The organism is Williamsia herbipolensis (assembly GCF_000964005.1).
In the GTDB taxonomy this organism is placed as follows: Bacteria; Actinomycetota; Actinomycetes; order Mycobacteriales; family Mycobacteriaceae; genus Williamsia_A; species Williamsia_A herbipolensis.
On sequence record NZ_JXYP01000021.1, the window covers coordinates 197,202 to 222,316 of the forward strand.

Genomic DNA, 25,115 nt, shown 5'->3' on the forward strand with positions numbered 1-25,115 from the left:
GAGAGGTGATCGTGATCAGTGCTTCTCGGCTCCGACGTGGTACTCGAAGACGAGTCCGCCGACGGCCATGATGATCGCGACGACCGCGGTGGCGGCGAGCCAGAAGTTCACCGTGGCCATGGCGACGGCCAGCAGGGCCGCACCGAGGGCGATCGCGATGGGCCACCAGCTGCCGGGGCTGAAGAAGCCCAGTTCGCCGGTGCCGTCCTCGATCTCGGCCTCCTCGTAGTCCTCGGGCCGGATGTCGACACGACGGGCCACGAAGCGGAAGTAGGTGCCGATGATGAGCGTCAGACCGCCGGTCATCACCATGCCGGTGATGCCCACCCACTCGACGTTCTTGCTCGACAAGCCGGTGCAGACGCCGTAGAGAATCGCCGCGCCGAAGAAGAAGATCGTCAGGATCTCGAAGAGACGAGCCTCGATTTTCACTGCTGAGCTCCTACCGTGCAGCCGGGGATCGATGTGTTGTTCGCATCGCCGTTCGTCTGCGGCGTCGTCGTCCCATCAGTGCTGCGACGGGTGTCGAACGGATGCGTGGTGATCGAGACCGGGGTCTCGCAGATGTTCTGCAGCGCCTGGGCGTTGGTCGCCGTCGGGTTGGCCGCACGGTAGGAGATGTAGGTGTCGAACTTCTCCTTGCTGACCGCACGCACCTCGAAGTTCATCATCGAGTGGTACGTGCCGCACATCTCCGCACAACGACCGACGAAGGCACCGGGACGGTCGATGGAGCTGACCTGCCAGCGGTTGTCGGTGTGGTTCTGCTTCGGGAACGGCATCACGTCGCGCTTGAACAGGAACTCGGGAACCCAGAACGAGTGGATGACGTCGGCCGAGGCCTGCTCGAACTCGATGCGCTCGCCCACCGGGAGCACCAGCACCGGGATCTCGTCGGACGTGCCGACGGTCTCGATGCGGTCGAACTTCAGGTAGTTGCGGATGTCATCGTCGCGGCCGTTGGCGGGCAGCGGGACCTCTTCGCCCTCTTTGTTCTCGCGGGGCAGCTGCTCCTCGTAGGGGCTGCCGTTGCGCAGGAAGCCCTCGTACTTCTGACCGTTGCCCATCTCGACCGTGCGGTAGCCGAACTTCCAGTTCCACTGGAAGGCGGTGATGTCCACGACGACCTTGGGATCGGACTTCTTCGCCTCGACGCTGTTCTGCACGATGATCGTGAAGTAGAAGAGCACGGCGATGATCACGAACGGGATCGCGGTGTAGGTGAGCTCCAGCGGCACGTTGTAGGCCGTCTGGCGCGGGAACTCCTCGTCGGCGCTGAGCTTGCCGGTGCCCTTGCGGCGGTGGAACGAGATCGTCCAGAAGGTGAGCGCCCAGACGATGATGCCCATCACGAGCGCAGCGATCACCGACCACGTCCACAGGTGCCGCATGTCCTCGGCCTCCGGCGTGACGCCTTCGGGCCACCCGAAACGCATCGCCTCCGAGGCGCTGCACCCCGACATCAGCAGTGCGCCGACTCCCAGGAGGAGCAACGCGTAGACCCTCTTCACCCTGCGACGACCTGTACCGGTCGCCGTCAGCCGTGGCCGTCCACCGTGTGTCACTGTCACGCCTTCCCGCATGTCGAACACCCACTCGCGCAGATGCGCTGCGCCGGTCCGCTGTGGGCGTTCTCGGCGTGGTGCATCCAGTACTACGCAGCGTAGACCAAGTGTCGCCGACTTTCGTGATCGGGGTTTGGTGGGCATGGCCACCCCTGCCGAGTGCGGCATACTCGACGGCGTCCGAGCGGTCGCCGAGCACCCGTCCCCGACCCCTCGCGGGGTCGGATCCCCGGGTCCGACGGCACCGATTCCCGACCTCGATCGGAGTGTTCTCACGTGTGTGGCCTGGTGGGCTTGCTGACCAGCGACGGCTCCGGCCGGCGCCTGCGCGAAGGGTTCCCCACGGCGCTGCACTGCATGCGACACCGGGGTCCCGACGAGCCCGGCGGGACGTGGAGCGACGACGATCTCGTCCTCGGGTTCAACCGGCTCGCGTTCATCGACATCGAACACTCGCACCAGCCGCTGCGGTGGGGACCGCCGGAGTCGCCCGACCGGTACGCACTGACCTACAACGGCGAGGTCTACAACTACCTCGAACTGCGGGCGCAGCTCGCCGCCGACGAGGGCGCGGTCTTCCACACCGAGGGTGACGGCGAGGCCGTCGTCGCGGCGTTCCACTACTGGGGGCCCGGCGCGGTCGCCCGGCTGCGCGGGATGTTCGCGTTCGCGATCTGGGACACCGAGACCCGGACGCTCTTCCTGGCCCGCGACCCGTTCGGCATCAAGCCGCTGTTCATGGCGACCGGCCCGGGCGGCACCGCATTCGGCAGCGAGAAGAAGAGCATCCTCGCGCTGCTGGACTCCGTCGGCGGCGACCGCGACCTCGACCCCCGCGCGATCGAGCACTACACGGTCCTGCAGTACGTGCCCGAGCCCGAGACATTGCACCGCGCCATCACCCGGTTGGAGTCCGGATGCCACGCGACGCTGACGCCGGGCTCGGCGCCGCGGATCCAGCGCTACTTCACCCCACAGTTCGACATCCGGCCGTTCACCTCCGGCGGTGAGCAGCGTCGCTACGACGAGATCGCCGAGGTGCTCTCGGACTCGGTCGCCAAGCACATGCGCGCCGACGTCACCGTCGGCTCGTTCCTCTCCGGCGGCATCGATTCGACCGCCATCGCCGCACTGGCCATCCGCCACAACCCCGACCTCATCACCTTCACCACCGGATTCGAACGTGAGGGTTACTCCGAGGTCGACGTGGCCGCGGAGTCGGCCGCGGCGATCGGTGCTCGGCACATCGTGAAGGTGGTGGGTCCGGCCGAGTTCGCGTCGGCGATCCCCGAGATCGTCTGGTACCTCGACGATCCCGTCGCCGACCCGGCGTTGGTGCCGTTGTACTTCGTCGCCCAGGAGGCCCGCAAACACGTCAAGGTGGTGTTGTCCGGCGAGGGGGCCGACGAGCTGTTCGGCGGCTACACCATCTACCGGGAACCGTTGTCGCTCAAGCCGTTCGATCGTCTCCCCGGCGGACTGCGTTCGGCGGCCGGACGGCTGTCGGCGCGCATCCCCGAGGGCACCCGCGGCAAGAGCCTGCTCCACCGCGGGTCGATGACCCTCGAGGAGCGCTACTACGGCAACGCCCGATCGTTCGACGATGCCCGACTGCGCGCGGTGCTGCGCGGATACCGGCCCGAGTGGACCCACACCGACGTCACCGCCGATCTCTACGCGACGACCCGCGGCTGGGATCCGGTGGCGCGCATGCAGCACATCGACCTGTTCACCTGGTTGCGGGGCGACATCCTCGTCAAGGCCGACAAGATGACGATGGCGAACTCGCTGGAGCTGCGGGTGCCGTTCCTCGACCCGGAGGTCTTCGAGGTCGCACAACGGCTGCCCACCGACCAGAAACTGGCCCACGGCACCACGAAGTACGCGCTACGGCGCGCACTCGAGCAGATCGTCCCCGGCCACGTACTGCATCGCAAGAAGCTGGGTTTCCCCGTGCCGCTGCGGCATTGGCTCGCCGGCACCGAGTTGCACGACTGGGCGCGCGAGACCATCGCGCACTCGCAGACCGATCAGATCTTCGACAAGGCCGCGGTGCTGGCCATGCTCGACGAGCACCGTGCGGGCACCGTCGACAACAGCCGGCGGCTGTGGACGGTCCTGGTCTTCATGGTGTGGCACGGCATCTTCGTCGAGGGCTCCATCACCCCGACCATCGCCGACCGCGAATACCCGGTCACCCTGTAGCCCCACGACGCCAGACGCCGCCCGGAAGGGGAACGATCCCCCGCCGGGCGGCGTGTCTGTCGGTGAGGTGACGCGTCAGGCGACGACGGCACCGATCTCGGTGGCCGCGTCCTCGCCGTAGGCGTCGGCGATACGCGCCAAGGCCGATTCGCGATCCCAGGTCCAGTCCTGCGGGGCGACGGTCTCCAGGACCAGCACGGCCACGAGCGACCCCAGCTGCGCCGACCGCTCGAAGCTGAGTCCGGCGGCGTTGCCGACCAGGAAGCCGGCGCGGAAGCCGTCGCCGACACCGGTGGGGTCGACCTTCTTCGTCTCGGGGACCACCGCGATGTGCGTGCGGGTGCCGTCGCGCTCGATGATCTCGGCGCCGTCCTTGCCGAGGGTCGTGATGCGGGTCTGCACCTGCTCGGCCACCTGCTCGGAGGTCAGGTCGGCCTTCTTCTGCAGCAGGCCCCACTCGTACTCGTTGGTGAACAGGTAGGTGGCGCCGGCGATGAGCGTGCGGATCTGCTCGCCGTCGAGCAACGCGAGCTGCTGCGAGGGGTCGGCGGCGAACGGGATCTCCAGATCGCGGCACGCCTGGCTGTGGCGGACCATGGCCTCGGGATCGTCGGCGCCGATCAGGACCAGTTCGGGCTTGCCGACCTCGTCGGAGAGGTCCGACAGCGAGATCTGCCGGGCCTCGGCCATCGCGCCGACGTAGAAGCTGGCCAGCTGGGCCATGTCGTCGTCGGTGGTGCACATGAACCGCGCGGTGTGGGCGTTGCGCGACACCCGGACACCGCTGCAGTCGACACCCTTGCTCTCGAGCCACGACCGGTAGTCGTCGAAGTCACTGCCGACTGCGCCCACGAGCAGCGGTGACGCACCGAGGACGCCCATGCCGTAGGAGATGTTGCCGGCCACGCCGCCGCGGCGGATGACCAGTTCCTCCACCAGGAAGCTCAGTGAGATGTGATGCAGGTGCTCTTCGAGGAGCTGCTCGGAGAACTTTCCCTTGAACCGCATCAGGTGATCGGTCGCGATCGACCCGCAAATGGCGATGGCCACGGCAGTCAAACCCTTTCGTCTGCGTTTATCGGCACACCCCCGAGCACGCACGACGCCCCCGGGGTTCGTGGCCGAACCCGGGCCCAACGCTACAGCGCCCGGCACACACACCTGTGGCCCGCACCGAAGTCGGTACGGGCCACAGGGACGAGCACGTCGTGGTGGCGGTGATCACACCGCCGTCGGCGTCAGTTGAACGAGTCGCCGCAGGCGCAGCTGCCGGTCGCGTTCGGGTTGTCGATGGTGAAGCCCTGCTTCTCGATGGTGTCGACGAAGTCGATGGACGCGCCCTGGACATAGGGCGAGCTCATGCGGTCGACGGCCAGCTTCACGCCGCCGAAATCGGAGATCTCATCGCCGTCGAGGCTGCGATCGTCGAAGAAGAGCTGGTAGCGCAGGCCGGCACATCCGCCGGGCTGGACGGCGATGCGCAGGGACAGGTCGTCACGACCCTCCTGGTCGAGCAGTGCCTTCGCCTTGCTCGCGGCGGCGTCGGTCAGCCGGACGCCACCGGTGGTGGTCGTGGTGTCGGCCGTGGCCTGGTTGTCGACAGTCATAGCGGTCTCCTCGGTGTGCAGACAGTGTACGAGCGAACGATGTTCTCGATTCGACGCAGATGACGGGCGGTTGGCCGCCTCACGCCGATGTCGCACGGGTGTCGTCGTACTCCTCGGCATCAACGGTACCCCTACGACTGCTATTCCGGCGGTCCGCCGGGGCCGCCGCGGGGCGTCGTCCAACCGCGCGCGATGTCTGCCACCAGTCGTTCGAGCAACGGCCCCGCCTCTCCCATCGCGTGCTCGGTCGAATCGGCGATGTCGACGATCGCGTGCGCCTCGGCGATCCCGGCGTCGCTGATCGCCGAGCGCGCCAGCGTGACCTGCCCGGCCACCACGACCACCGGCACCGCGTGCGCCGCCGCGGCGGACGCGGCGGCGGCCACGACCTTGCCGCGCAGCGTCTGGCTGTCGAACCGGCCCTCGCCGGTGATGAGGACATCGGCGGCCGCGACCAGCGACTCGAAGCCGATGGCCTCGGCGATCACGGTCGCGCCCGACACCCGACGGCCCCCCAGAGCGAGCAGCGCCGCGCCCAGCCCCCCGGCCGCTCCCGCGCCCGGTTCGTCGGACACCACGCGCCCGGCCAGTGCGGTCAGACGCTCGTCCATCTGAGCCATCCGCGTCTCGAGACGCGCGACGGTGTCGGCGTCGGCCCCCTTCTGCGGTCCGAAGACATGCGCCGCGCCCCATTCCCCGAGCAGCGGGTTCTCCACATCCGACGCGACGATCAGGTCGAGCGGGGTGACGAGGTCGGCGGCGGCCGCGAGGTCGGTGCCGGTCGAACCGGCCGCCGCGGCGAGCGCCTCGAGCATTCCCACGCCGCCGTCGGTGGTGGCGCTGCCTCCCAATCCGACGACGACGGCGGTCGCACCCCGGGCCAGGGCCGCGAGGACGAGCTCCCCGACCCCGTGGGTCGTGGCCGCCCACGCGGTGTCGGGTGTCGGGCGCCCCACCTGGTGCAGGCCACATGCCTGCGCGCACTCGATGTAGGCCGTGACATGCCCGTCGTCGTGGTGGAGCAGCCACCGGGCATCGACCGGATCGCCGAGCGGACCGCGCACGGTGGTGGTGATCACCTCACCGAACCGGGTGGCGAGCACGTCGACGAAACCGGGACCACCGTCGGACAGCGGCGCGCGGACCACGTCGTCGTCGGGCCGGCCGAGGATCCAACCGGCGGCGATCGCGTCGGCGGCGGCCACCGCCGTGAGGGTGTCGCCGAACGAATCCGGAGAGATCAGGGCCCGCATGGCCGAAGTATAGGAACGTGGCCAGCACCCGGCAGGCCGAGCGGACACCGTCTCGTGGGGGCACAGTTCTCACCGGATGGCGGCGCCGGCGCCGCGATCAAATATCCTGACGGGGTGAAGCTGCCCTGGAGCAAGGAAGACGCCGGCAACGGCGACGGACGCGAGACCGACGGACCCGGAAGCGGGGCCGACGGCAACGGGGCGGGCCGTTCGACCACCGCGACCACATCCGCGACCGCACCCAAGCGGACCGAGGGCAAGGGACGACCGACGCCCACCCGTCGCGAAGCCGAGGGGCGTCGCCGCGGCCCGGTCGCCCCGGCCCCGCTGACGCGGGCCGAGGCACGTGCTCGCAAGAAGACGGTGGGCGGGCCGAAGCTGAGCCGCGCCGAGAAGAAGGCCCAGTCCGACACCCGACGGACCGCCCGTGCCGAGCAGCGTCAGCGGATGATGGACGGCGACGAGAAGTACCTCATGCCGCGCGACAAGGGCCCGGTCCGCAAGTACGCGCGCGACGTCGTCGACTCTCGCCGCAACTTCGCGGGACTGTTCATGCCGTTCGCGATCCTGTTGATCGTGGTCATGTTCCTGCCCGCGATCGCGGTGTACGCGACGCTGATCATGCTGATCTTCGCGCTGTTCCTCGCCGTCGACGGCGTGATCCTCGGTCGCATTGTCAACAACCGTGTGCGCGAACGGTTCCCGGACACCCCCGACGGCGGTTTCAAGCTCGGGTGGTACTCGTTCAGCCGGTCGATGCAGATGCGGTTCATGCGTGCGCCCCGTCCCCAGGTCAAGCCCGGCGACGCGGTCTGACGTCGGTGCGCACGTTGGTTCTGGGCGGTATCCGCTCGGGTAAGTCGGCGTACGCCGAACAGATCATCTCTGCACGCGGCGATGCCGTCCGCTACCTCGCGACCGCGGCAACCCCTGCGACCGGCGACCCGGACTGGGCGTCGCGTATCGACGCCCACCGGGATCGGCGTCCCTCGACGTGGACGACCGTCGAGTCCGCCGACGTCGCCGGCGCGCTCCGGTCGGACCCCGCGACGCCCACCCTCGTCGACGACCTCGGCAGCTGGGTCACCACCTACCTCGACGAGATCGGCGGATGGGACGCCCCGACGGTCGACCTGTCGTCCCGCACCGCCGACCTGTGTTCGGCGCTCGCCGCGACGACCGGTGACGTCGTGGTGGTCAGTCCCGAGGTCGGGTTGTCGCTCGTGGCACCGACGCCGGCCGGACGTCGGTTCCAGGACGAACTGGGCGCGGTCAACGCCGCTGTCGCCGCCGTGTGTGATCGCGTCGTGCTGCTCGTCGCCGGGCGGGTCGTCGAGCTCGACGACGCCGAGACCGTGTCGGTGGTCGCCGAGGCGCCATCGCGCGCCATCGATCCCGAGCCCGAGCCGACGGCCGTCGCGTCGACCCCGGAGCCCTCGACACCCGCGCACACCCCGTCGCCGCACACACCCGACGCCGCGCCGAGCACGGTGGGCGACCACCACGACGCCGCCGACGAGTTCGACATCGTGCCGTCGCCGGATCACACCATCGGCGACGAGGCCCGCGGCCGACACATGATCCTGACCAAGCCCGCGGGGTCGCTGGGTCGGCTCGAGGAGATCTCCATCTGGGCGTCGGCGTGCCAGGGTGTCTGTCCGCCTGCGCCTTTCGCCCACCCGACGGTCGTGGTGTTCGCCGGCGACCACGGTGTCGCGCACGCGGGTGTGTCGGCGTACCCGCCCGAGGTGACCGGCCAGATGGTGGCCAACATCCTCTCCGGTGGTGCCGCGGTGAACGTGCTGGCGCGTCAAGCCGGGGTGGCCGTCCGCGTGGAGGACATCGGTGTCGACGCCGACACCGACGAGTCGGTACGCCGGTTCAAGGTGCGGCGCGGTTGCGGCGACCTGCGCACCACCGACACCCTCACCGCCGCCGAGACCAACGCCGCGCTCGCCAACGGTCGGGCGATCGCCGACGAGCTCATCGACTCCGGTGCCGATCTGCTGATCGCCGGGGACCTCGGTATCGGCAACACCACGCCGGCCGCGGTGCTCGTGGGCACCATCACCGACACCGAACCGGTGGTGGTGGTCGGGCGCGGGACCGGTATCGACGACGCCGGCTGGATCCGCAAGACCGCCGCGATCCGCGACGGCATGCGGCGGGCCCGCGCGGTGTCGCGCTCCCCCATCGCGCTGCTCGCAGCGGTGGCCGGTGCCGATCTGACGGCCATGGCGGGATTCCTCGCCCAGGCCGCCCAACGCCGCACACCCGTCGTCCTCGACGGCCTGGTGGTCTCCGCGGCCGCGCTCGTCGCCGAGGATCTCGCGCCCGGTGCGGCGCAGTGGTGGATCGCCGGTCACCGTTCGGCCGAACCGGCGCATTCGATTGCGCTGCAACACCTCGCACTCGAGCCGGTGCTCGAGTTCTCCATGCGGCTCGGCGAGGGCAGCGGCGCGCTCACCGCCGTGCCGATCGTGCAGGCCGCCGTGGCCACGCTCGCCTCGATGGCCACCTTCAGCGACTCCGGGGTCAGCGAGCGATCCGCCGAGGCGGCGTCGACCGGGCGACGGTGACGACCGCCGGCCCGCTGCGCTCGGTGTGGCTGGCGGTGTCGTGGCTGACCGTTGTCCCGGTGCCCCAGCCGCGCACGGAGATCGACCGTGCGGCCGGTGCCGGTGCCATCGCGGCGAGTCCGCTCGTCGGTGTCGGTCTCGGAGGGGTGACCGGGGGTGTCGGGGCACTGCTGTCGCAGACGGCGCTGCCCCCGATCGTGGTCGGCGCGCTCGTCGTCGCCGTGCTCGGATTGCTCACGCGCGGAATGCACATCGACGGGCTGGCCGACACCGTCGACGGACTCGGGTGTTACGGCCCGCCGGACCGTGCCCGTGAGGTGATGCGCAGCGGCGGCGTGGGTCCGTTCGGTGCGGCTGCCCTCGTCGTGGTGATGCTGGCGCAGGCCGGATCCCTCGGCGCGCTGGTCGAGGGCCACCACTGGTACGCGATCGCCGCCGCCGTCGCCGTGGGTCGCCTGACCGTCCCCATCGCGTGTCGCCGCGGACTACCGGCCGCGACAGGAGGATTCGGTGAACTGGTGGCCGACAGTCAGCGGTGGTCGATCGGTCTGTGGTCTCTGCTCGCCGTGGCGTGTGCGGTGGCGGTCGACCTCGACAGCTGGTGGCGCGGTGTCGTCACGGTGGTCGTGATCGGCGCCGGCGCCTGGTTGCTGTCGGCGCACTGCGCCCGCCGGCTGGGCGGGGTCAGCGGCGACGTGCTCGGCGCAGGTGTCGAGATCGGGACCGCCGTCGCGCTCGTCGCCGTCGCGCTCTGAGACCAACGACCGGACCGGTCAGCCCCGGTGGAGCTCGGTCATCCAGCCGTGCGTGTCGGCGAACGTGCCGCGCTGGATGCCGGTGAGGGTGTCGCGCAGCGCGGTGGTGACCTCGCCGGGGCCGCCGTCGCCGATGCGGTAGTCGTCGGTGTCGCCCTTGACGCGACCGACAGGGGTGATGACCGCCGCGGTCCCGCAGGCGAAGACCTCGGTGATGTCACCCGACGCCACACCCTTGCGCAGTTCCTCGCTGCTGACCTTGCGCTCCTCGACCGAGATACCCGCGTCGACCGAGAGCGACAGCAGCGAGTCGCGGGTGACACCGGGCAGCAGCGATCCCGACAGCTCAGGGGTCACCAGACGTGCGTCGGCGCCCGACCCGAAGACGAAGAACAGGTTCATCCCGCCCATCTCCTCGATGAACCGGCGCTCGATGGCGTCGAGCCACACCACCTGCTCGCATCCGTGCTCGGCGGCCTGCGCCTGCGCGAGCAGCGATGCGGCGTAGTTGCCGCCCGTCTTGGCGTCACCGATGCCGCCCGGCGCGGCACGCACGTACTCCGACGACAGCCACACGCTGACGGGCTTCACGCCCTGGGCAAAATAGGCGCCGGCCGGCGAGGCGATCACCACGTAGCGGTAGGTCTTCGACGGGCGGACACCGAGCGCGGCCTCGGTGGCGAACATGAACGGCCGGATGTAGAGCGAATCCTCACCGCCGGCCGACGGCACCCAGGCGTTGTCGGCGTCGAGGAGGGCGCGCAGCGAGGCGAGGAAGTCCTCCTCGGGCAGCTCGGGCATGGCCAGCCGCCGCGCCGACGAGTTGAGCCGACGTGCGTTGGCGTCGGGCCGGAACGAAGCGATCGACCCGTCGGGCTGCCGGTAGGCCTTGAGCCCCTCGAAGATCTCCTGCGCGTAGTGCAGGACCATCGCCGACGGATCGAGGGCGATGGGGCCGTAGGGCAGCACCTGCGCCGAATGCCAGCCGCGGTCGGCGTCGTAATCGACGCTCACCATGTTGTCGGTGAAGTAGTTGCCGAAGCCGGGCGCCGCCAGGATCTCGGCACGGCGTGCCTCCGACACCGGATGCGGGTGCTCGGTTCGGGTGAACTCCATGGTCATCGGGCAATCCTAGCGCGTGGCACCTGTGCGCCGGCGTCGTCACCCGCGCCCACGCGCGTGACGACTCAGCTGGTGCTGGTCTCCACGAACGGCGGTGCCACGACCTCGCATTCGAGGTCGCGACCGCGCACGTCGACGACCACGCGGTCACCGTCGGCGACACCGGGAGCGGTGTCGATCAGCGCGAGCGCGATGCCCTGCTTCAACGTCGGCGAGAAGGTGCCCGAGGTGCACAACCCGATCGCCGTCCCCGCGGCGTCGCGCACCACGCAGTCCGCGCGCGGGACACCGCGGCCGACCGCCTTGAGACCGCGCAGGCGTCGCGTCGGTCCCGACTCCTTCTCGGCCAGAAGCGCGTCACGACCGAAGAACTCGTCCTTCTTCCACCCGACGGCCCAGCCACACCGCGCCTGCAGCGGACTGATGTCGAGTGACAGTTCGTGTCCGTGCAGCGGGTAACCCATCTCGGTGCGCAGGGTGTCGCGCGCGCCCAGACCCGCGGGCAGCCCGCCCGCCTCGGTCACCGCGGCGAGCACCACCTCGAACACCTCGGCGGTGTCGTCCCACGCCGGCAGGAGCTCGAACCCACGCTCGCCGGTGTAGCCGGTCCGGCACACCCGGATCGTGCGCGAACGTCCGCCGATCGCGAGTTCGGCGTCGACGTAGGACATGTACCCCATCTCGGTGGGCAGCCCGATCGCGGTCAGGACCTCCGCCGAGCGCGGTCCCTGCACGGCGAGCACACCGTACTCACGGCGACGATCGCGGACGGAGATGTCGGCGGGCGCGGCCGCGGCCAGCGCGGCCACGACGGCGGCGGTGTTCGCGGCGTTGGGGACGAGGAACACCTCGTCGTCGGACACCCAGTAGGCGATGAGGTCGTCGATCACGCCGCCGGACTCGTCGGTGCACAGGGTGTACTGCGCCCGACCCGGTTCGATCTTCCTCAGATCGTTGGTGAGACAACGGTTCACGAACTCCGCGGCCCCCGGACCGGTCACCGACGCCTTGCCGAGGTGGCTCACGTCGAACACACCGACGACCTCCCGCACCGCGGCGTGCTCGGCTACGGTGCCGGAATACGACACCGGCATCAGCCATCCGCCGAACTCGGCGAACGCGGCGCCGATCCGCTCGTGGACGGCGTGGATCGGTCCGTGCAGGGGTGCGTCACTCATGGCAGACAACCTATCTGCCCTCGCCCACGGCCGTCACCGCCGCAGCCGCGCACGCCCACTAGGCTCGATCCCGATCACCGCGAACGAGAGATGCCGACGAAAGAGATGCCCGTATGAGCAGCGCCCCGGACCGACAGCTCGGACCCGATCTGGCCATCGCGACCTCGATCGGCGAGACCGCCGACGTGCTCGTCATCGGGCTCGTGAACGGCGCCGAGGGTGACTCGCCCCAGGAGCCCGTGGTCGGTGACGGTCTCCTCGACGACACCCAGCTCTCCGAGATCTCGGCGTCGCTGACCGCGGTCGGCGCGTCGGCCGGGGCCGGCGAGGTCAGCCGGATCGTGGCGCCCGCCTCGATCGGTGCGGCCAGCATCCTCGCCGTCGGCATGGGTGCGCGGTCGGCACTCGACGAGCCCGACACCGTGCGCCGGGCCGCCGGTGTCGCCGCACGCAACCTCACCGGCGTCGAGCGGGCGCTGACCACACTGTCGACGGTCGACCTCGGTGCCGCGGCCGAGGGGTTCTTCCTCGGCGCCTACCGATTCGAGGAGTTCCGCTCGGACAAGACCCGCTCGACGAAGGCCCCGCTGGCCTCGGTGGCGTTGCTGCCCGGCGGCGCGACCGGCGACGCCCCACGCCGTGACCCCGCGGCCGAACTGGACCGCGCGCGATCGATCGCCACCGCCGTCGCCGTGGCCCGCGACTTCGTCAACACACCGCCGAGTCACCTCTATCCCGAGGAGTTCGCCGACCGTGCCCGCGCGCTGGGCGAATCGGCCGGGCTCCAGATCGAGATCCTCGACGACACCGCCCTGATCGAGCAGGGGTACGGCGGCATCGTCGGTGTGGGCAAGGGCAGTTCGCGCCTGCCGCGTCTCGTGCGCCTCGCCTACCGCAGTGGTGCGACCGACGCGAAGAAGGTCGCGCTCGTGGGCAAGGGCGTCACCTTCGACACCGGCGGCATCTCCATCAAGCCCGCCGCGGGCATGGAGAACATGACCTCCGACATGGGCGGTGCCGCGGCCGTGGTGGCCACGGTCGTGCTCGCCGCGCAGCTGGGAGTCGGTGTCGATGTGACCGCGACGGTCCCGATGGCCGAGAACATGCCGTCGTCGACCGCGCAGCGTCCCGGCGACGTCCTCACCCAGTACGGCGGCATCACCGTCGAGGTCATCAACACCGATGCCGAGGGACGGTTGATCCTGGCCGACGCCATCGTCCGCGCCTGCGCCGACGACCCCGACTACCTCATCGACACCGCCACGCTGACCGGCGCGCAGATGGTCGCGCTGGGTACCCGCACCCCGGGCGTGATGGGCACCGACGACTTCCGCGACCGCGTCGCCGGGATCTCGCGGCGCATCGGCGAGAACGGCTGGGCGATGCCCTTCCCCGAGGAGCTGTCGGCGGACCTCAAGTCCCGGGTGGCCGATCTCGCGAACGTCACCAACCATCGCTGGGGCGGGATGCTCTCGGCGGGGATCTTCCTGCGCGAGTTCGTCGCCGACGGTGTCGAGTGGGCGCACATCGACGTCGCCGGCCCCGCCTTCAACACCGGCGGCCCGTGGGGCTACACACCCAAGGGCGGTACCGGTGTCCCGGTGCGCACGATGATCAGCGTCATCGAGGACATCGCCGCACTCGGCTGAGCCCGCCCGACACGTCCGACGCCGTCGCATCGCGATGCCCACTCGGCGGCGACAAGCCGGTGGTCCACACCGCCCCCGCGAACGCCGACCCTACGGGTAGGGTTTCGACACGGAGGCGTTCGCGCCTCCACCGACCTGCTGCCTGTGCGCCACACCCGCTGCGAACAGGTTCGCGACCGAACCACCGGAACACGAGTCGAGGAGTCGACAATCATGGCCTTCTCCGTCCAGATGCCCGCCCTGGGTGAAAGCGTCACCGAGGGAACAGTCACCCGGTGGCTCAAGCAGGAGGGCGACGAGGTCACCGAGGACGAGCCGTTGCTCGAGGTCTCGACCGACAAGGTCGACACCGAGATCCCCGCTCCCACTTCCGGTGTGCTGACGAAGATCCTGGCCCAGGAGGACGACGTCGTCGAGGTCGGCGGCGCACTCGCCGAGATCGGTGACGCCGACGAGGCGAGCGGTTCGTCCGACGACTCCGGCTCCGACGATTCCGGTTCCGACGACTCGGCCGACGAGGCCGGCGGAACCGCACCCACCGACGCCGAGGGCGACTCCCCCGCCGACGAACCCGAGCCGTCGGCCGACGCCGACGAGCCGGCGAAGAAGCCGACCGCGGGCACGAAGTCCGGCGGCAGCTCCGAGGGCACCGACGTCACCATGCCCGAGCTCGGCGAGTCGGTCACCGAGGGCACCGTCACCAACTGGCTGAAGTCGGTCGGCGACGAGGTCGCCGAGGACGAGCCGCTGCTCGAGGTCTCCACCGACAAGGTCGACACCGAGATCCCGTCGCCGGTCGCCGGCACCCTGCTCGAGATCATCGCGAACGAGGACGACGTCGTCGAGGTCGGTGGCCGCCTGGCGGTCATCGGGTCCGCCGACGCCGCATCGTCGGGTTCCGACGAACCCGAACCCGAACCCGAGCCCGAGCCCGAGAAGGAGCCGGAGCCCGAGGCGAAGTCCGAGCCCGAGAAGCCCGAGCCCGAGAAGGAGCCCGAGCCGACGAGCACGAAGACCGAGGAGTCGAAGCGCGAGCCCGAGACCCCGCCGTCGTCGTCGGAGACCGGTGAGAAGCCCGAGCCCGATGCGGAGGCATCGGACTCCTCGTCCGAGAGCACCTCGTCGACGCCGTACGTGACCCCGCTGGTGCGCAAGCTCGCGGGTGAGAACAACGTGGACCTCGACTCGATCAAGGGCACCGGTGTCGGCGGACGCATCCGCAAGCAGGATGTGCTGGCCGCGGCCGAGGCCGCCAAGGCGCCCGCCCAGGAGGAGAAGGCCGCTCCCGCGGCCTCGGCCCCCTCGGCTCCCACCGAGACGAGGTCGGCGCCCAAGGGCGTGCGTCCCGAGCTCGCCGAGCTGCGCGGGACCACCCAGAAGGTCAACCGCATCCGTCTCATCACGGCGAAGAAGACCCGCGAGTCGCTGCAGACCAGCGCGCAGCTCACGCAGGTCTTTGAGGTCGACCTGACCCGCGTCGTCGCCCTGCGCGCCGCGGCGAAGGCGTCGTTCAAGGCCTCGGAGGGCGTCAACCTGACCTACCTCCCCATCATCGCCAAGGCGACGGTGGAGGCACTCAAGGCGCACCCGAACGTCAACGCCAGCATCGACGAGGACGCCAAGGAGATCACCTACCACGGGTCGGTGAACCTCGGTATCGCGGTCGACACCGAGCAGGGACTCCTGTCGCCGGTGATCCACAACGCCGACGACCTGTCGATCGCCGGGCTCGCCCGCGCGATCGCCGACATCGCTTCGCGGGCACGGGAGAACAAGCTCAAGCCCGACGAGTTGGCCGGTGGCACGTTCACCATCACCAACATCGGCAGCCAGGGCGCGCTCTTCGACACCCCGATCCTGGTCCCGCCGCAGGCGGCCATGCTCGGTACGGGTGCCATCGTCAAGCGCCCCACCGTGATCACCGCCGAGGACGGTTCGGAGTCGATCGCCGTGCGCTCGATGTCGTTCCTGCCGTTGACCTATGACCACCGGCTGATCGACGGCGCCGACGCCGGCCGCTTCCTCACCACGGTCAAGCATCGTCTGGAAGAAGCGGCGTTCGGGGCGGACCTGGGAGTCTGATGCGGGTGGCGATCGCCGGTTCGTCCGGCCTGATCGGTACCGCACTCACCGCGTCGCTCCGTTCCGACGGGCACGAGGTGCGGCGCCTGGTGCGCCACGAGCCGCGGACGCCCGACGAGATCGGTTGGGCGCCGGAGTCGTTCGGGTTGACCCCGGACGCGCTCGACGGAGTCGACGCCGTGGTCAACCTCTGCGGAGTGGGCATCGGCAACCGGCCGTGGTCGGGCGAGTTCAAGCAGAAGCTCCGCGACAGCCGCATGGTGCCGACGCAGGTGCTCGCTGACGCGATCCTCGCGACCGACGTCCCGGTGTTCGTCAGCTCCAGCGCCACCGGCATCTACGGCTTCGGATCCGACGGCGCCGGTGATCACGCGAGTGGGGACCTCGCGAGCGGTGACGGCGCCTTCCCCGAGATGACCGAGGACAGCCCGGCGGGCAGCGGCTTCCTCGCCGAGCTCGCCAAGGACTGGGAGCGCACCGCGGCACTGGCGACCGACGCTCGTGTCGTCGCCATCCGTACCGCGCCGGTGCTCTCGCCGTCCGGTGGTCTGCTGGGCAAGTTGCGTCCGCTGTTCAAGCTCGGACTCGGCGGCAAACTCGGTGCAGGCCACCAGTACATGTCGTGGATCACCCTCGTCGACCACGTCCGCGCGGTCCGGTTCGTGCTCGACAACGACCTGTCGGGACCGGTCAACCTCACCGCACCGCAACCGGTCACGAACACCGAGTTCACCGCCGCCTTCGGTCGTTCGGTGCACCGACCGGCCATCCTGCCGGTGCCGGCCCCACTGCTGCGCCTCGCCGGCGGCGAACTCGCCCGCGAGATGCTGCTCGGCGGCCAGCGCGCCGTCCCGAAGGTGCTCACCGACAACGGGTTCACCTTCGTCCACCCCACCATCGACGACGGCATGGAGTACGCCAATGCCTGACCGGCCGCTCGGCGGTCGGGCGGCGGCGAGCGCCCGCCGCGTCGACACTCCCATCGAGGTCCGGTCGTCGGGACTCGTGGAGTACGCCGAGGCCTTCGCCGAGCAACACCGTCTCGCGGCCGACCGCGCCGACGGAATCCTCGACCACGACGTGCTGGTGCTGCTCGAACACCCGCCGGTCTACACCGCGGGCAAGCGGACGGCGCCCGAGGACAGGCCGTCGGACGGAACCCCGGTCGTCGACGTCGACCGCGGCGGCAAGATCACCTGGCACGGACCGGGACAACTGGTGGGGTACCCCATCGTCGCTCTCGCCGAGCCGCTCGACGTCGTCGACTACGTACGCCGCATCGAGGAGGCCATGATCGCGGTCTGCGCATCGCTCGGTGTGACCGCCGGACGCGTCGAGGGACGGTCCGGCGCCTGGGTCGCGGCCGATCCGGCGACCGGGCGTCCCGAACGCAAGGTGGGGGCGATCGGCATCCGCGTGGCCCGCGGTGTCGCGCTGCACGGTTTCGCGCTGAACTGCGAACCCGATCTGTCGGCCTTCGGGACCATCGTCCCGTGCGGGATCCCCGACGCCGGGGTGACCTCGCTCGCCGCCGAACTCGGTCATCGCGTGCCGGTCGACTCCGTCCGCGAAGCCGTCGCCGACGCAGTCGCCGCAGCGCTCGACGGCACGCTCACGGTGGGTGCCGCCGACGCCGAGCGCGCCGCGGCGGCGAGCACCGCGCCCGAGGTGCCGCTGGTCGGGCACGGCGTAGCATCGACACGGTGACTGTTCACCAGGACCATTCCCCGAACACCGCCCCGGCCACCACCGATGCGGCCGCCACGGCCCCGGCGGGCCGTAAGCTCCTGCGCCTCGAGGTGCGCAACGCGCAGACCCCGATCGAACGCAAGCCCGAGTGGATCCGCACCCGCGCGACGATGGGCCCGGAGTTCACCGAGCTCAAGAAACTCGTCAAGCGTGAGGGCCTGCACACTGTCTGCGAGGAAGCCGGCTGCCCCAACATCTACGAGTGCTGGGAAGACCGTGAGGCCACGTTCCTCATCGGCGGCGAACAGTGCACCCGTCGGTGCGACTTCTGCCAGATCGACACCGGCAAGCCCGACGACCTCGACCGCGACGAGCCCCGTCGCGTCGCCGAGAGCGTGCAGGCCATGGGTCTGCGGTACTCGACCATCACCGGGGTCGCGCGCGACGACCTGCCCGACGGCGGGGCGTGGCTCTACGCCGAGACCGTCCGCGAGATCAAGCGCCTCAACCCGTCGACCGGTGTCGAGCTGCTGATCCCCGACTTCAACAACGAGCCCGATCAGCTGGCCGAGGTGTTCGGGTCGCGACCGGAGGTGTTGGCGCACAACGTCGAGACGGTGCCGAGGATCTTCAAGCGCATCCGCCCCGCCTTCCGGTACCAGCGCAGCCTCGACGTGATCACCGCTGCCCGCGACGCGGGCCTGGTCACCAAGTCGAACCTGATCCTCGGCATGGGAGAGACACCCGACGAGGTGCGCGAGGGTCTCGCCGACCTGCACGACGCAGGCTGCGACATCATCACGATCACCCAGTACCTGCGCCCCTCACCCCGTCATCACCCGGTCGACCGGTGGGTCAAGCCCGAGGAGTTCGTCGAGCACTCCGACTTCGCGACCGAACTCGGCTTCGCCGGCGTGATGGCCGGTCCGCTGGTGCGGTCGTCATACCGCGCGGGACGCCTCTACGCGCAGGCGATGCGGCGCCACGGTCGCGAACTGCCGGAGTCGATGGCGCACCTGGCCGACGAGTCGGGCGCCTCGCAGGAGGCCACCTCGGTGCTCTCCCGCCTCGCCGCCCGCTGACCCAGGAGCCGTCGGCGACCGATCCCACCGCCCGCGACGATCGGTGTGCGTGCCGCCAGTATCCTGAACCCCATGGCTAAGGCACAGGCGACCAAAGAGGCGAAGGCGGCTGCGAAGGCCGCCCGCAAGAAGGCGTCGCGCGACCGGCGCAAGCAGCTCTGGCAGGCCTTCCAGATGCAGCGCAAGGACGACAAGCTGCTGCTGCCGCTCATGATCGGCAGCCTCGTCGCGAGCGTCGCGGTGTTCACCGTCGTCGGTCTGCTCGTCGGTGCGCTGTTCTTCCTCATCCCGCTCGGCGTGGTGCTCGGTCTGCTGATCGCGTTCATCATCTTCGGACGTCGCGTACAGAAGAGCGTGTTCGCCAAGGCCGAGGGACAGGCCGGTGCCGCGGGGTGGGCGCTGGACAACCTGCGCGGTCAGTGGCGTGTGAAGCAGGCCGTCACCGGCACCTCGCACCTCGACGCCGTGCACCGCGTCATCGGTCGACCCGGCGTGATCCTCGTCGGCGAGGGCGCACCCTCGCGCGTGAAAGGCCTGTTGGCGCAGGAGAAGAAGAAGATCGCCCGCGTCGTCGGCGACACCCCGATCTACGACGTCATCGTCGGCAACGACGACGGCCAGGTCCCCCTCAAGCGCCTCGAGCGGCATCTGAACAAGCTCCCCAAGAACATCAATGGCAAGCGGATGGACGCACTCGAGTCACGTCTCGCAGCACTGGGTGGTCGTCAGGGTGGTCCGGGTATCCCCAAGGGCCCGATGCCGGCCGGCGCGAAGATGCGCAACGTACAGCGCTCGATGCGACGTCGCTGACCGTCCTCACCGTGCGGGGTGGACCGGCAGGACCCGTCCGATCCCGGTGATCCGCAGGCGGATCTCACGGCGCAGTCGACCGATCGCGAAATCGAAACGCGCACCCGACGAGTTCCGCAGAGTCTGTTCGAACAACTGCGTCGGCGACCCGGGCTCGATGCCCAGCAGCTCGGCCGTCCGGGCGTCGGCGGCCTGCGCGGTCATGTCGATGTCGTGGTCGTGCATGTCGACGCCGTGGTGGTCGAGCAGCGCATAGAAATCGTCTCCGAAGTCCTCCGGTGACATCCCGGCGGACTCCCCCGACCGCAGGTAGTTGGTGATGAGGCCCATCGGCGTGCCGTCGATGGTCAGCACGTACTCCATGCACAGCGTCGCGTCGCCGCAGGCGATGTCGTCGAGGCGGTCGGCGATCACCGCCGGAACCGGGCCCCGACGCCAATGGAGCAACCGCGCACCCACGGCGCCGATCGCCGCGTGGTCGCTCAGCGAGGTCGATGTCCCCGGCAGTGTGCCGTCCACGGTGTAACTCGAGGCGACGATCACCGTGCCCACACCGCGGCGGCGCTGGATGAGACCTTCGTCGGCGAGCAGCGACAGGGCTTCGCGCACCACGTCGCGCGGTTCACCGAACTCGCGCATCAACTCGGACTCGTTCGGCATCCGCGCTCCCCCGGCGGCCGCGGCGGCGGTGGCGTCCACGACGGTCACCCGGAGGAGATCGCGCAGCCGTTCCACGTGCAGCCCCCGGTCCTCGGCCGACCACCGCTGGATACCGGGCGGACGCGGTGGGCTGCGTCGTGCTCCGGCCGGAATACGACCGTGGGCGTTCATCTCCCGAGAGTCGGCCGGATCGCGGGGTGTTCGCAATCCCCGCCCCGTAAAACCTGTGTGACGCGTGAGCGCGGTCGACGCACCCGTGGCAGGGACGCTCACGCCGCCCGTTCGTCGTCGAGCAGCGCGGCGACGGGGGGAACACACCGATGCCACCGGGTCAGGCGCTGGAACGCATCCGCCGCCCGCAACACCGCGATTTCGTCGAACGGGCGACCGGCCAGCTGCAGGCCGAGAGGGAGCCCATCGGTGGTGAAACCCATCGGGACCGATATCGCGGGGTTGCCGATGCAGTCCCAGTACTGGGTGAAGATCGTCCGGAAGTCGTCACCGTCGACGACGTCGACCGGGCGGTCGAGCGGGGTCGCGCCCGTCGATGCGGTCGGGGTCGCGATGAGATCGACGTCGCGGTAGATCTCACGCACCTGTTCCTGGGCCACCGTGCGCACGCGCTGCGCCTGCACGTAGTCGGCCCCGGTGAACGCCAGTCCCGCCGCGACCAGCGACCGGGTCTCGGCGAAATAGTCCGACCAGCGCGCCCGAAGGTCGGGCAGGTGGTAGGCCAGCGCCTCGCTCAACATGATGACCATGTTGGCCGCGCGCATCTCGTCGTAGAGCGGCAACTCGACGGGCACCACGACGGCGCCGGACGCGGCCAGGGCGTCCACCGCGTCGGCGAAGACCTTCTCGGCGGCCGGGTCGGCCGCCGACCCCGCGTGATCGGCGAGCGACGTCACCCCGATCCGGACCCCGCGGAGATCTCCGTCGAGCCCGCCGGTGTAGTCGCCGACCGGGATGTCGGCGGCCGTCGCGTCGGAGGGATGATGGCCTGCGATGACCTCGAGGACGGACGCGCAGTCCGAGGCGGAACGGGCCATGGGGCCGATGTGATCGAGGGTGTACCCCAGCGGGACGCACCCGGATTTCGGTACGCGTCCGAACGTCGGCATCAGTCCCGAGATGCCGCAGAAGGCGGCGGGGATCCGGATGCTGCCGGCGGTGTCGGTGCCGAGTGCGCCGAACACCATGCCCGTGGCCACGGCGTTCCCGGAGCCGGAGCTCGACCCCCCGGCCCAGCGGGACAGGTCCCACGGATTGCGCGGGATCGGGAACGGTTTCGAGGCGTCGGGGGATCCGATCGCGAACTCCATCGTGGTGAGTTTGCCGGTGATGACGGCGCCCGCGGCACGCAGCCGGGCAACCACCACCGAGTCCTCGTGGTTCCACATCGGATCGTGCACGACGCTCTGCGCGGTGGTCCCCGCTTCCGCCGTGGTGATGATGTCCTTGATCCCGAACGGGATCCCGTGCAGCGGTCCCCGATCGTGCCCGGTCCGCAGTTCGGTGTCGGCGCGTGCGGCAGCCGCGCGGGCCTGATCGTCGAATCGGCGGACGAAACCGCCCACCTGCGGGTCGAGTGCCCCGCTCCGCTCGATGGCGAGCTCGGTCAGCTCCGTCGCCGAGGTCTCACCGGCGCGCAGTCGCGCAGCGGTCTCCCCGATGGTGGACATCGCCGCCGTCATCGCAGCGGGTTCATGGTCAGCGCCGGAACGGCGTAACGCGCCGCCTCGCACGCATGCAGCAGATCGGCCATCGCGCGGAACTGCGGCAGCGTCGTCTCGAGGCGAACCCGGTCCTCCGGCGTGGGCGCGAGCCCGCTCACCGTGATCACCGAACGGGCGTGGGCTGCGGTCGCGTCTGCCGCGATCGTGTCTGCCGCGATCGTGTCTGCCGCGATCGTTTCTGGGGAATCGGTCATCGAGATGCTCCTTCGGGACTGTCAGGTCCCCTCGAGCATCACCGGGGATCGTGTTACGCGGCACCGGCAGCACGCAAAGATCAGGTTTCGCGGGGTTAACCGAGCGCGGACCTGCGACGGAGACGGCGAACCGCCGGGTTCCGCGGGTGTGTGGGAGCGCCCGGGTCAGCGGGCGCGGACGAGCGCGGTGCCGGTCGCACGGTCGTGCATGCCGCGACCGATCGCGTCGTTGACCAACGGCGGCACGATGAACACGATCAGGATCTGACGCGCGACGGCGCGGACGATGCCGACCGATCCCCCGCCGTCCACGCGGGCGACCCGCATCCCGACGATGAACTGACCCGGGGTGAACGAGAACAGGGTCACGGTCACGACGCCGACGACGAACCAGACGGCGAGCACCACGGTCGACAGGGACGGCGAAAGGAATCCGACGAACAGCAGCGAGACGCCGTAACACATGACCCAGTCGACGAAGAGCCCGAGAACACGCTGCCACGACGACACCAGTGAACCGGGACCGGATTCGGGCAGGCCGAGGGTCTCGCCGCGATATGCCCCGACGTCGGTGTTGTCGAGGCCAGCCTGCGGACCCGACAGCCACGATCCAGTTGTACGACCCATGAATGCATCATAGGCCGCCGATCAGCGCAGACGCGGCGGCTAGTGTATGGGGTGCGCAACACCCCGTAACCGACCGTCTGTGACCACAGCGGTCGACAGCATGAAGGAGTCACCGACAGGTGTACAACACACAGGAAGAACTTCTCGAAGGCATCAAGAGCGAGGGCGTCGAGTACGTCGACATCCGCTTCTGTGACCTCCCGGGAGTGATGCAGCACTTCTCGATCCCGGCCTCGGCCTTCGACGAGAGCGTGTTCGAAGACGGTCTCGCGTTCGACGGTTCGTCGGTTCGCGGCTTCCAGTCCATCGACGAGTCGGACATGATGCTGCTGCCCGACCCGGCGACCGCGCGGATCGATCCGTTCCGCAAGGCCAAGACGATGAACCTCAGCTTCTTCGTCCACGACCCGTTCACGCGCGAGGCCTACAGCCGCGACCCGCGCAACGTCGCCCGCAAGGCGCAGGACTACCTCGCGAGCACCGGCATCGCCGACACCTGCTTCTTCGGCGCCGAGGCCGAGTTCTACATCTTCGACTCCGTGTCGTTCAGTTCCGACATCAACTCGACCCACTACGAGGTCGAGTCGTCATCGGGATGGTGGAACGCCGGATCACCCGTCGACCCCGACGGCACCCCGAACCTCGGCTACAAGGTCCGCCCCAAGGGCGGGTACTTCCCCGTCGCGCCCTACGACCACTACGTCGACCTGCGTGACGAGATCTCCACCAACCTGATCAACTCGGGCTTCGAACTCGAGCGCGGCCACCACGAGGTCGGCACCGGCGGGCAGACCGAGATCAACTACAAGTTCAACACCCTGCTGCACGCCGCCGACGACGTGATGCTGTTCAAGTACATCTGCAAGAACACCGCGTGGGCCAACGGCAAGTCGGTCACCTTCATGCCCAAGCCCCTGTTCGGCGACAACGGCTCGGGCATGCACGCCCACCAGTCGCTGTGGAAGGACGGCAAGCCGCTGTTCCACGACGAGGCCGGCTACGCGGGCCTGTCGGACCTGGCGCGTCACTACATCGGCGGCATCCTGCACCACGCTCCGTCGCTGCTGGCGTTCACCAACCCCACGGTGAACTCCTACAAGCGCCTGGTCCCCGGCTACGAGGCCCCGATCAACCTGGTCTACAGCCAGCGCAACCGTAGTGCGTGCGTGCGTATCCCGATCACCGGCAACAACCCGAAGGCCAAGCGCCTCGAGTTCCGCTGCCCCGACAGCTCGGGCAACCCGTACCTCGCGTTCGCCGCGATGATGATGGCCGGCCTCGACGGCATCAAGAACAAGATCGAGCCGCACGAGCCGGTCGACAAGGATCTCTACGAGCTCCCGCCGGAGGAGGCCAAGGGCATCCCGCAGGCCCCCACCTCACTGTCGGCGGTCATCGACCGACTCGAGGAGGATCACGACTACCTCACCGCCGGCGGCGTGTTCACCGAGGACCTGATCGAGACGTGGATCAACCTCAAGCGTGAGAACGAGATCATGCCCGTGCAGATCCGTCCCCACCCGTACGAGTTCTCCCTGTACTACGACTGCTGAGTTGCCTCCGGCAACGGACTGCTGAGTTGCCTCCGGCAACGGACTGCTGAGTTGCCTCCGGCAACGGACTGCTGAGTCGCGAGCAGCGCTCTGACCTCTCCACCCGTCCTGTGCACACGCAGGGCGGGTGGAGTCGTCTGCGGGGCCGGTGTGCGTCGATAATGTCCCCATGGCCGTCATCAATCCGCGCTTCCGCCGCAAGGAGCGCCCCGGACCGCAGTTGCCGCCCGGTCAGTACCTCACCACGGATTTCCCGGTGATGTCGCTGGCCGCGACGCCGGTGGTGCGCACCGAACGCTGGGCGCTGACGCTCACCGGCCCGGACGGCGCGGGCCACCGGTGGACGTGGTCGGAGTTCACGGACCTGCCGCAGCAGGAGATCACCGTCGACATCCACTGCGTCACACGCTGGTCCAAACTCGGCACCACCTGGAAGGGGGTGTCGATCGACACCCTGCTCGACGCCGCCGGCCTGCGCGACGCGGGAACGCACGTGATGGCGAGCTGCTACGGCGGCTACACCACCAACATGCCACTCGCCGACCTCGTCGACGGGAAGGCGATGATCGCCCACACCTTCGACGGGAAGCCGCTCGCCCCGGAACACGGTGGACCGGCCCGACTCCTGGTGCCGCACCTGTACTTCTGGAAGAGCGCGAAGTGGATCCACGAGCTGCATCTGATGTCGGCGGACGAACCGGGCTTCTGGGAGGCCAACGGCTACAACATGTACGGCGACCCCTGGCGTGAGCAGCGCTATGCGTGACAG

23 protein-coding genes are annotated in these 25,115 nt (G+C 69.6%); 12 read left to right on the forward strand and 11 right to left on the reverse strand.

Annotated features, from left to right (window positions below):
- Positions 1-15 precede the first annotated feature (15 nt).
- Together TU34_RS12170 and ctaC are read right to left on the reverse strand one after the other, a co-directional pair.
- Positions 16-432, reverse strand: coding sequence for a cytochrome c oxidase subunit 4 (locus TU34_RS12170; protein WP_045823108.1), 417 nt, complete (start codon positions 430-432; stop codon positions 16-18).
- Entirely contained in the window at positions 429-1,571 is a 1,143-nt protein-coding gene (ctaC, locus tag TU34_RS12175; RefSeq protein WP_408068748.1) for an aa3-type cytochrome oxidase subunit II, read from the reverse strand. Before ctaC ends, TU34_RS12170 begins: the two co-directional genes overlap by 4 nt.
- A gap of 270 nt (positions 1,572-1,841) precedes the next feature.
- Between ctaC and asnB the strand changes: the two genes are divergently transcribed.
- On the forward strand, positions 1,842-3,770 hold the full coding sequence (gene asnB, locus TU34_RS12180) for an asparagine synthase (glutamine-hydrolyzing) (protein WP_045823109.1): 1,929 nt from the start codon (positions 1,842-1,844) through the stop codon (positions 3,768-3,770).
- Positions 3,771-3,845: 75 nt separating this feature from the next.
- Here the strand turns inward: asnB and TU34_RS12185 are convergent, their stop codons facing one another.
- From TU34_RS12185 to TU34_RS12195, 3 genes are all read right to left on the reverse strand, one after another.
- Positions 3,846-4,820: a carbohydrate kinase family protein gene (locus tag TU34_RS12185; RefSeq protein WP_203225451.1), complete on the reverse strand. Its 975-nt coding sequence runs from the start codon at positions 4,818-4,820 to the stop codon at positions 3,846-3,848.
- A gap of 188 nt (positions 4,821-5,008) precedes the next feature.
- Entirely contained in the window at positions 5,009-5,377 is a 369-nt protein-coding gene (locus TU34_RS12190) for a HesB/IscA family protein (RefSeq protein WP_045823110.1), read from the reverse strand.
- 140 nt (positions 5,378-5,517) lie between these two features.
- Complete coding sequence (locus TU34_RS12195) at positions 5,518-6,630, reverse strand: glycerate kinase family protein (RefSeq protein WP_045823111.1); 1,113 nt, start codon at positions 6,628-6,630, stop codon at positions 5,518-5,520.
- A 114-nt stretch (positions 6,631-6,744) separates the two neighbouring features.
- Here TU34_RS12195 and TU34_RS12200 point away from each other — a divergent pair, with 114 nt between their 5' ends.
- Genes TU34_RS12200 through TU34_RS12210 form a run of 3 tightly spaced genes read left to right on the forward strand, consistent with a single transcriptional unit; the run spans position 6,745 to position 9,964 of the window.
- Positions 6,745-7,446 carry a DUF3043 domain-containing protein gene (locus TU34_RS12200; protein ID WP_052688910.1) on the forward strand — a complete coding sequence of 234 codons (702 nt, stop codon included), beginning with the start codon at positions 6,745-6,747 and terminating at the stop codon, positions 7,444-7,446.
- Between the two features lie 5 nt (positions 7,447-7,451).
- Positions 7,452-9,209: a nicotinate-nucleotide--dimethylbenzimidazole phosphoribosyltransferase gene (cobT, locus tag TU34_RS12205; RefSeq protein ID WP_052688887.1), complete on the forward strand. Its 1,758-nt coding sequence runs from the start codon at positions 7,452-7,454 to the stop codon at positions 9,207-9,209.
- Positions 9,206-9,964: an adenosylcobinamide-GDP ribazoletransferase gene (locus tag TU34_RS12210; protein WP_045823113.1), complete on the forward strand. Its 759-nt coding sequence runs from the start codon at positions 9,206-9,208 to the stop codon at positions 9,962-9,964. Before cobT ends, TU34_RS12210 begins: the two co-directional genes overlap by 4 nt.
- Positions 9,965-9,982: 18 nt before the next feature.
- Here TU34_RS12210 and TU34_RS12215 read toward each other — a convergent pair whose 3' ends face one another.
- Positions 9,983-11,086 carry a branched-chain amino acid aminotransferase gene (locus tag TU34_RS12215; RefSeq protein ID WP_045823114.1) on the reverse strand — a complete coding sequence of 368 codons (1,104 nt, stop codon included), beginning with the start codon at positions 11,084-11,086 and terminating at the stop codon, positions 9,983-9,985.
- Positions 11,087-11,151: 65 nt separating this feature from the next.
- Positions 11,152-12,264, reverse strand: coding sequence for a glycine cleavage system aminomethyltransferase GcvT (gene gcvT / locus TU34_RS12220; protein ID WP_045823115.1), 1,113 nt, complete (start codon positions 12,262-12,264; stop codon positions 11,152-11,154).
- A 113-nt stretch (positions 12,265-12,377) separates the two neighbouring features.
- Here gcvT and TU34_RS12225 point away from each other — a divergent pair, with 113 nt between their 5' ends.
- From TU34_RS12225 to TU34_RS12250, 6 genes are all read left to right on the forward strand, one after another.
- On the forward strand, positions 12,378-13,913 hold the full coding sequence (locus TU34_RS12225; RefSeq protein ID WP_045823116.1) for a leucyl aminopeptidase: 1,536 nt from the start codon (positions 12,378-12,380) through the stop codon (positions 13,911-13,913).
- Positions 13,914-14,126: 213 nt separating this feature from the next.
- Positions 14,127-15,995: a 2-oxoglutarate dehydrogenase, E2 component, dihydrolipoamide succinyltransferase gene (gene sucB / locus TU34_RS12230; protein ID WP_045823310.1), complete on the forward strand. Its 1,869-nt coding sequence runs from the start codon at positions 14,127-14,129 to the stop codon at positions 15,993-15,995.
- Positions 15,995-16,924: a TIGR01777 family oxidoreductase gene (locus tag TU34_RS12235; RefSeq protein ID WP_045823117.1), complete on the forward strand. Its 930-nt coding sequence runs from the start codon at positions 15,995-15,997 to the stop codon at positions 16,922-16,924. Before sucB ends, TU34_RS12235 begins: the two co-directional genes overlap by 1 nt.
- A complete protein-coding gene (lipB, locus tag TU34_RS12240) occupies positions 16,917-17,702 on the forward strand; it encodes a lipoyl(octanoyl) transferase LipB (RefSeq protein ID WP_045823118.1) in 786 nt (261 codons plus the stop codon). The genes TU34_RS12235 and lipB overlap by 8 nt, the downstream gene beginning before the upstream one ends.
- Positions 17,699-18,766: a lipoyl synthase gene (lipA, locus tag TU34_RS12245; protein WP_082080205.1), complete on the forward strand. Its 1,068-nt coding sequence runs from the start codon at positions 17,699-17,701 to the stop codon at positions 18,764-18,766. The genes lipB and lipA overlap by 4 nt, the downstream gene beginning before the upstream one ends.
- A 72-nt stretch (positions 18,767-18,838) precedes the next feature.
- Positions 18,839-19,576 carry a DUF4191 domain-containing protein gene (locus TU34_RS12250; protein WP_045823119.1) on the forward strand — a complete coding sequence of 246 codons (738 nt, stop codon included), beginning with the start codon at positions 18,839-18,841 and terminating at the stop codon, positions 19,574-19,576.
- A 6-nt stretch (positions 19,577-19,582) separates the two neighbouring features.
- Here the strand turns inward: TU34_RS12250 and TU34_RS12255 are convergent, their stop codons facing one another.
- From TU34_RS12255 to TU34_RS12270, 4 genes are all read right to left on the reverse strand, one after another.
- The gene (locus tag TU34_RS12255; RefSeq protein ID WP_082080207.1) at positions 19,583-20,407 is read right to left on the reverse strand and encodes a GntR family transcriptional regulator; all 825 of its coding nucleotides are present in this window, start codon (positions 20,405-20,407) and stop codon (positions 19,583-19,585) included.
- 98 nt (positions 20,408-20,505) lie between these two features.
- Positions 20,506-21,918 (reverse strand): amidase, encoded by a 1,413-nt coding sequence (locus TU34_RS12260; RefSeq protein ID WP_238981269.1) that lies wholly within the window; start codon positions 21,916-21,918, stop codon positions 20,506-20,508.
- An 8-nt stretch (positions 21,919-21,926) separates the two neighbouring features.
- Positions 21,927-22,166, reverse strand: coding sequence for a hypothetical protein (locus TU34_RS12265; protein ID WP_045823122.1), 240 nt, complete (start codon positions 22,164-22,166; stop codon positions 21,927-21,929).
- Positions 22,167-22,331: 165 nt separating this feature from the next.
- On the reverse strand, positions 22,332-22,793 hold the full coding sequence (locus TU34_RS12270; RefSeq protein ID WP_045823123.1) for an RDD family protein: 462 nt from the start codon (positions 22,791-22,793) through the stop codon (positions 22,332-22,334).
- A 119-nt stretch (positions 22,794-22,912) separates the two neighbouring features.
- Here TU34_RS12270 and glnA point away from each other — a divergent pair, with 119 nt between their 5' ends.
- A complete protein-coding gene (gene glnA / locus TU34_RS12275) occupies positions 22,913-24,346 on the forward strand; it encodes a type I glutamate--ammonia ligase (RefSeq protein WP_045823124.1) in 1,434 nt (477 codons plus the stop codon).
- A 169-nt stretch (positions 24,347-24,515) separates the two neighbouring features.
- Positions 24,516-25,112 carry a sulfite oxidase-like oxidoreductase gene (locus TU34_RS12280; protein ID WP_045823125.1) on the forward strand — a complete coding sequence of 199 codons (597 nt, stop codon included), beginning with the start codon at positions 24,516-24,518 and terminating at the stop codon, positions 25,110-25,112.
- The last annotated feature ends 3 nt before the right edge of the window (positions 25,113-25,115 follow it).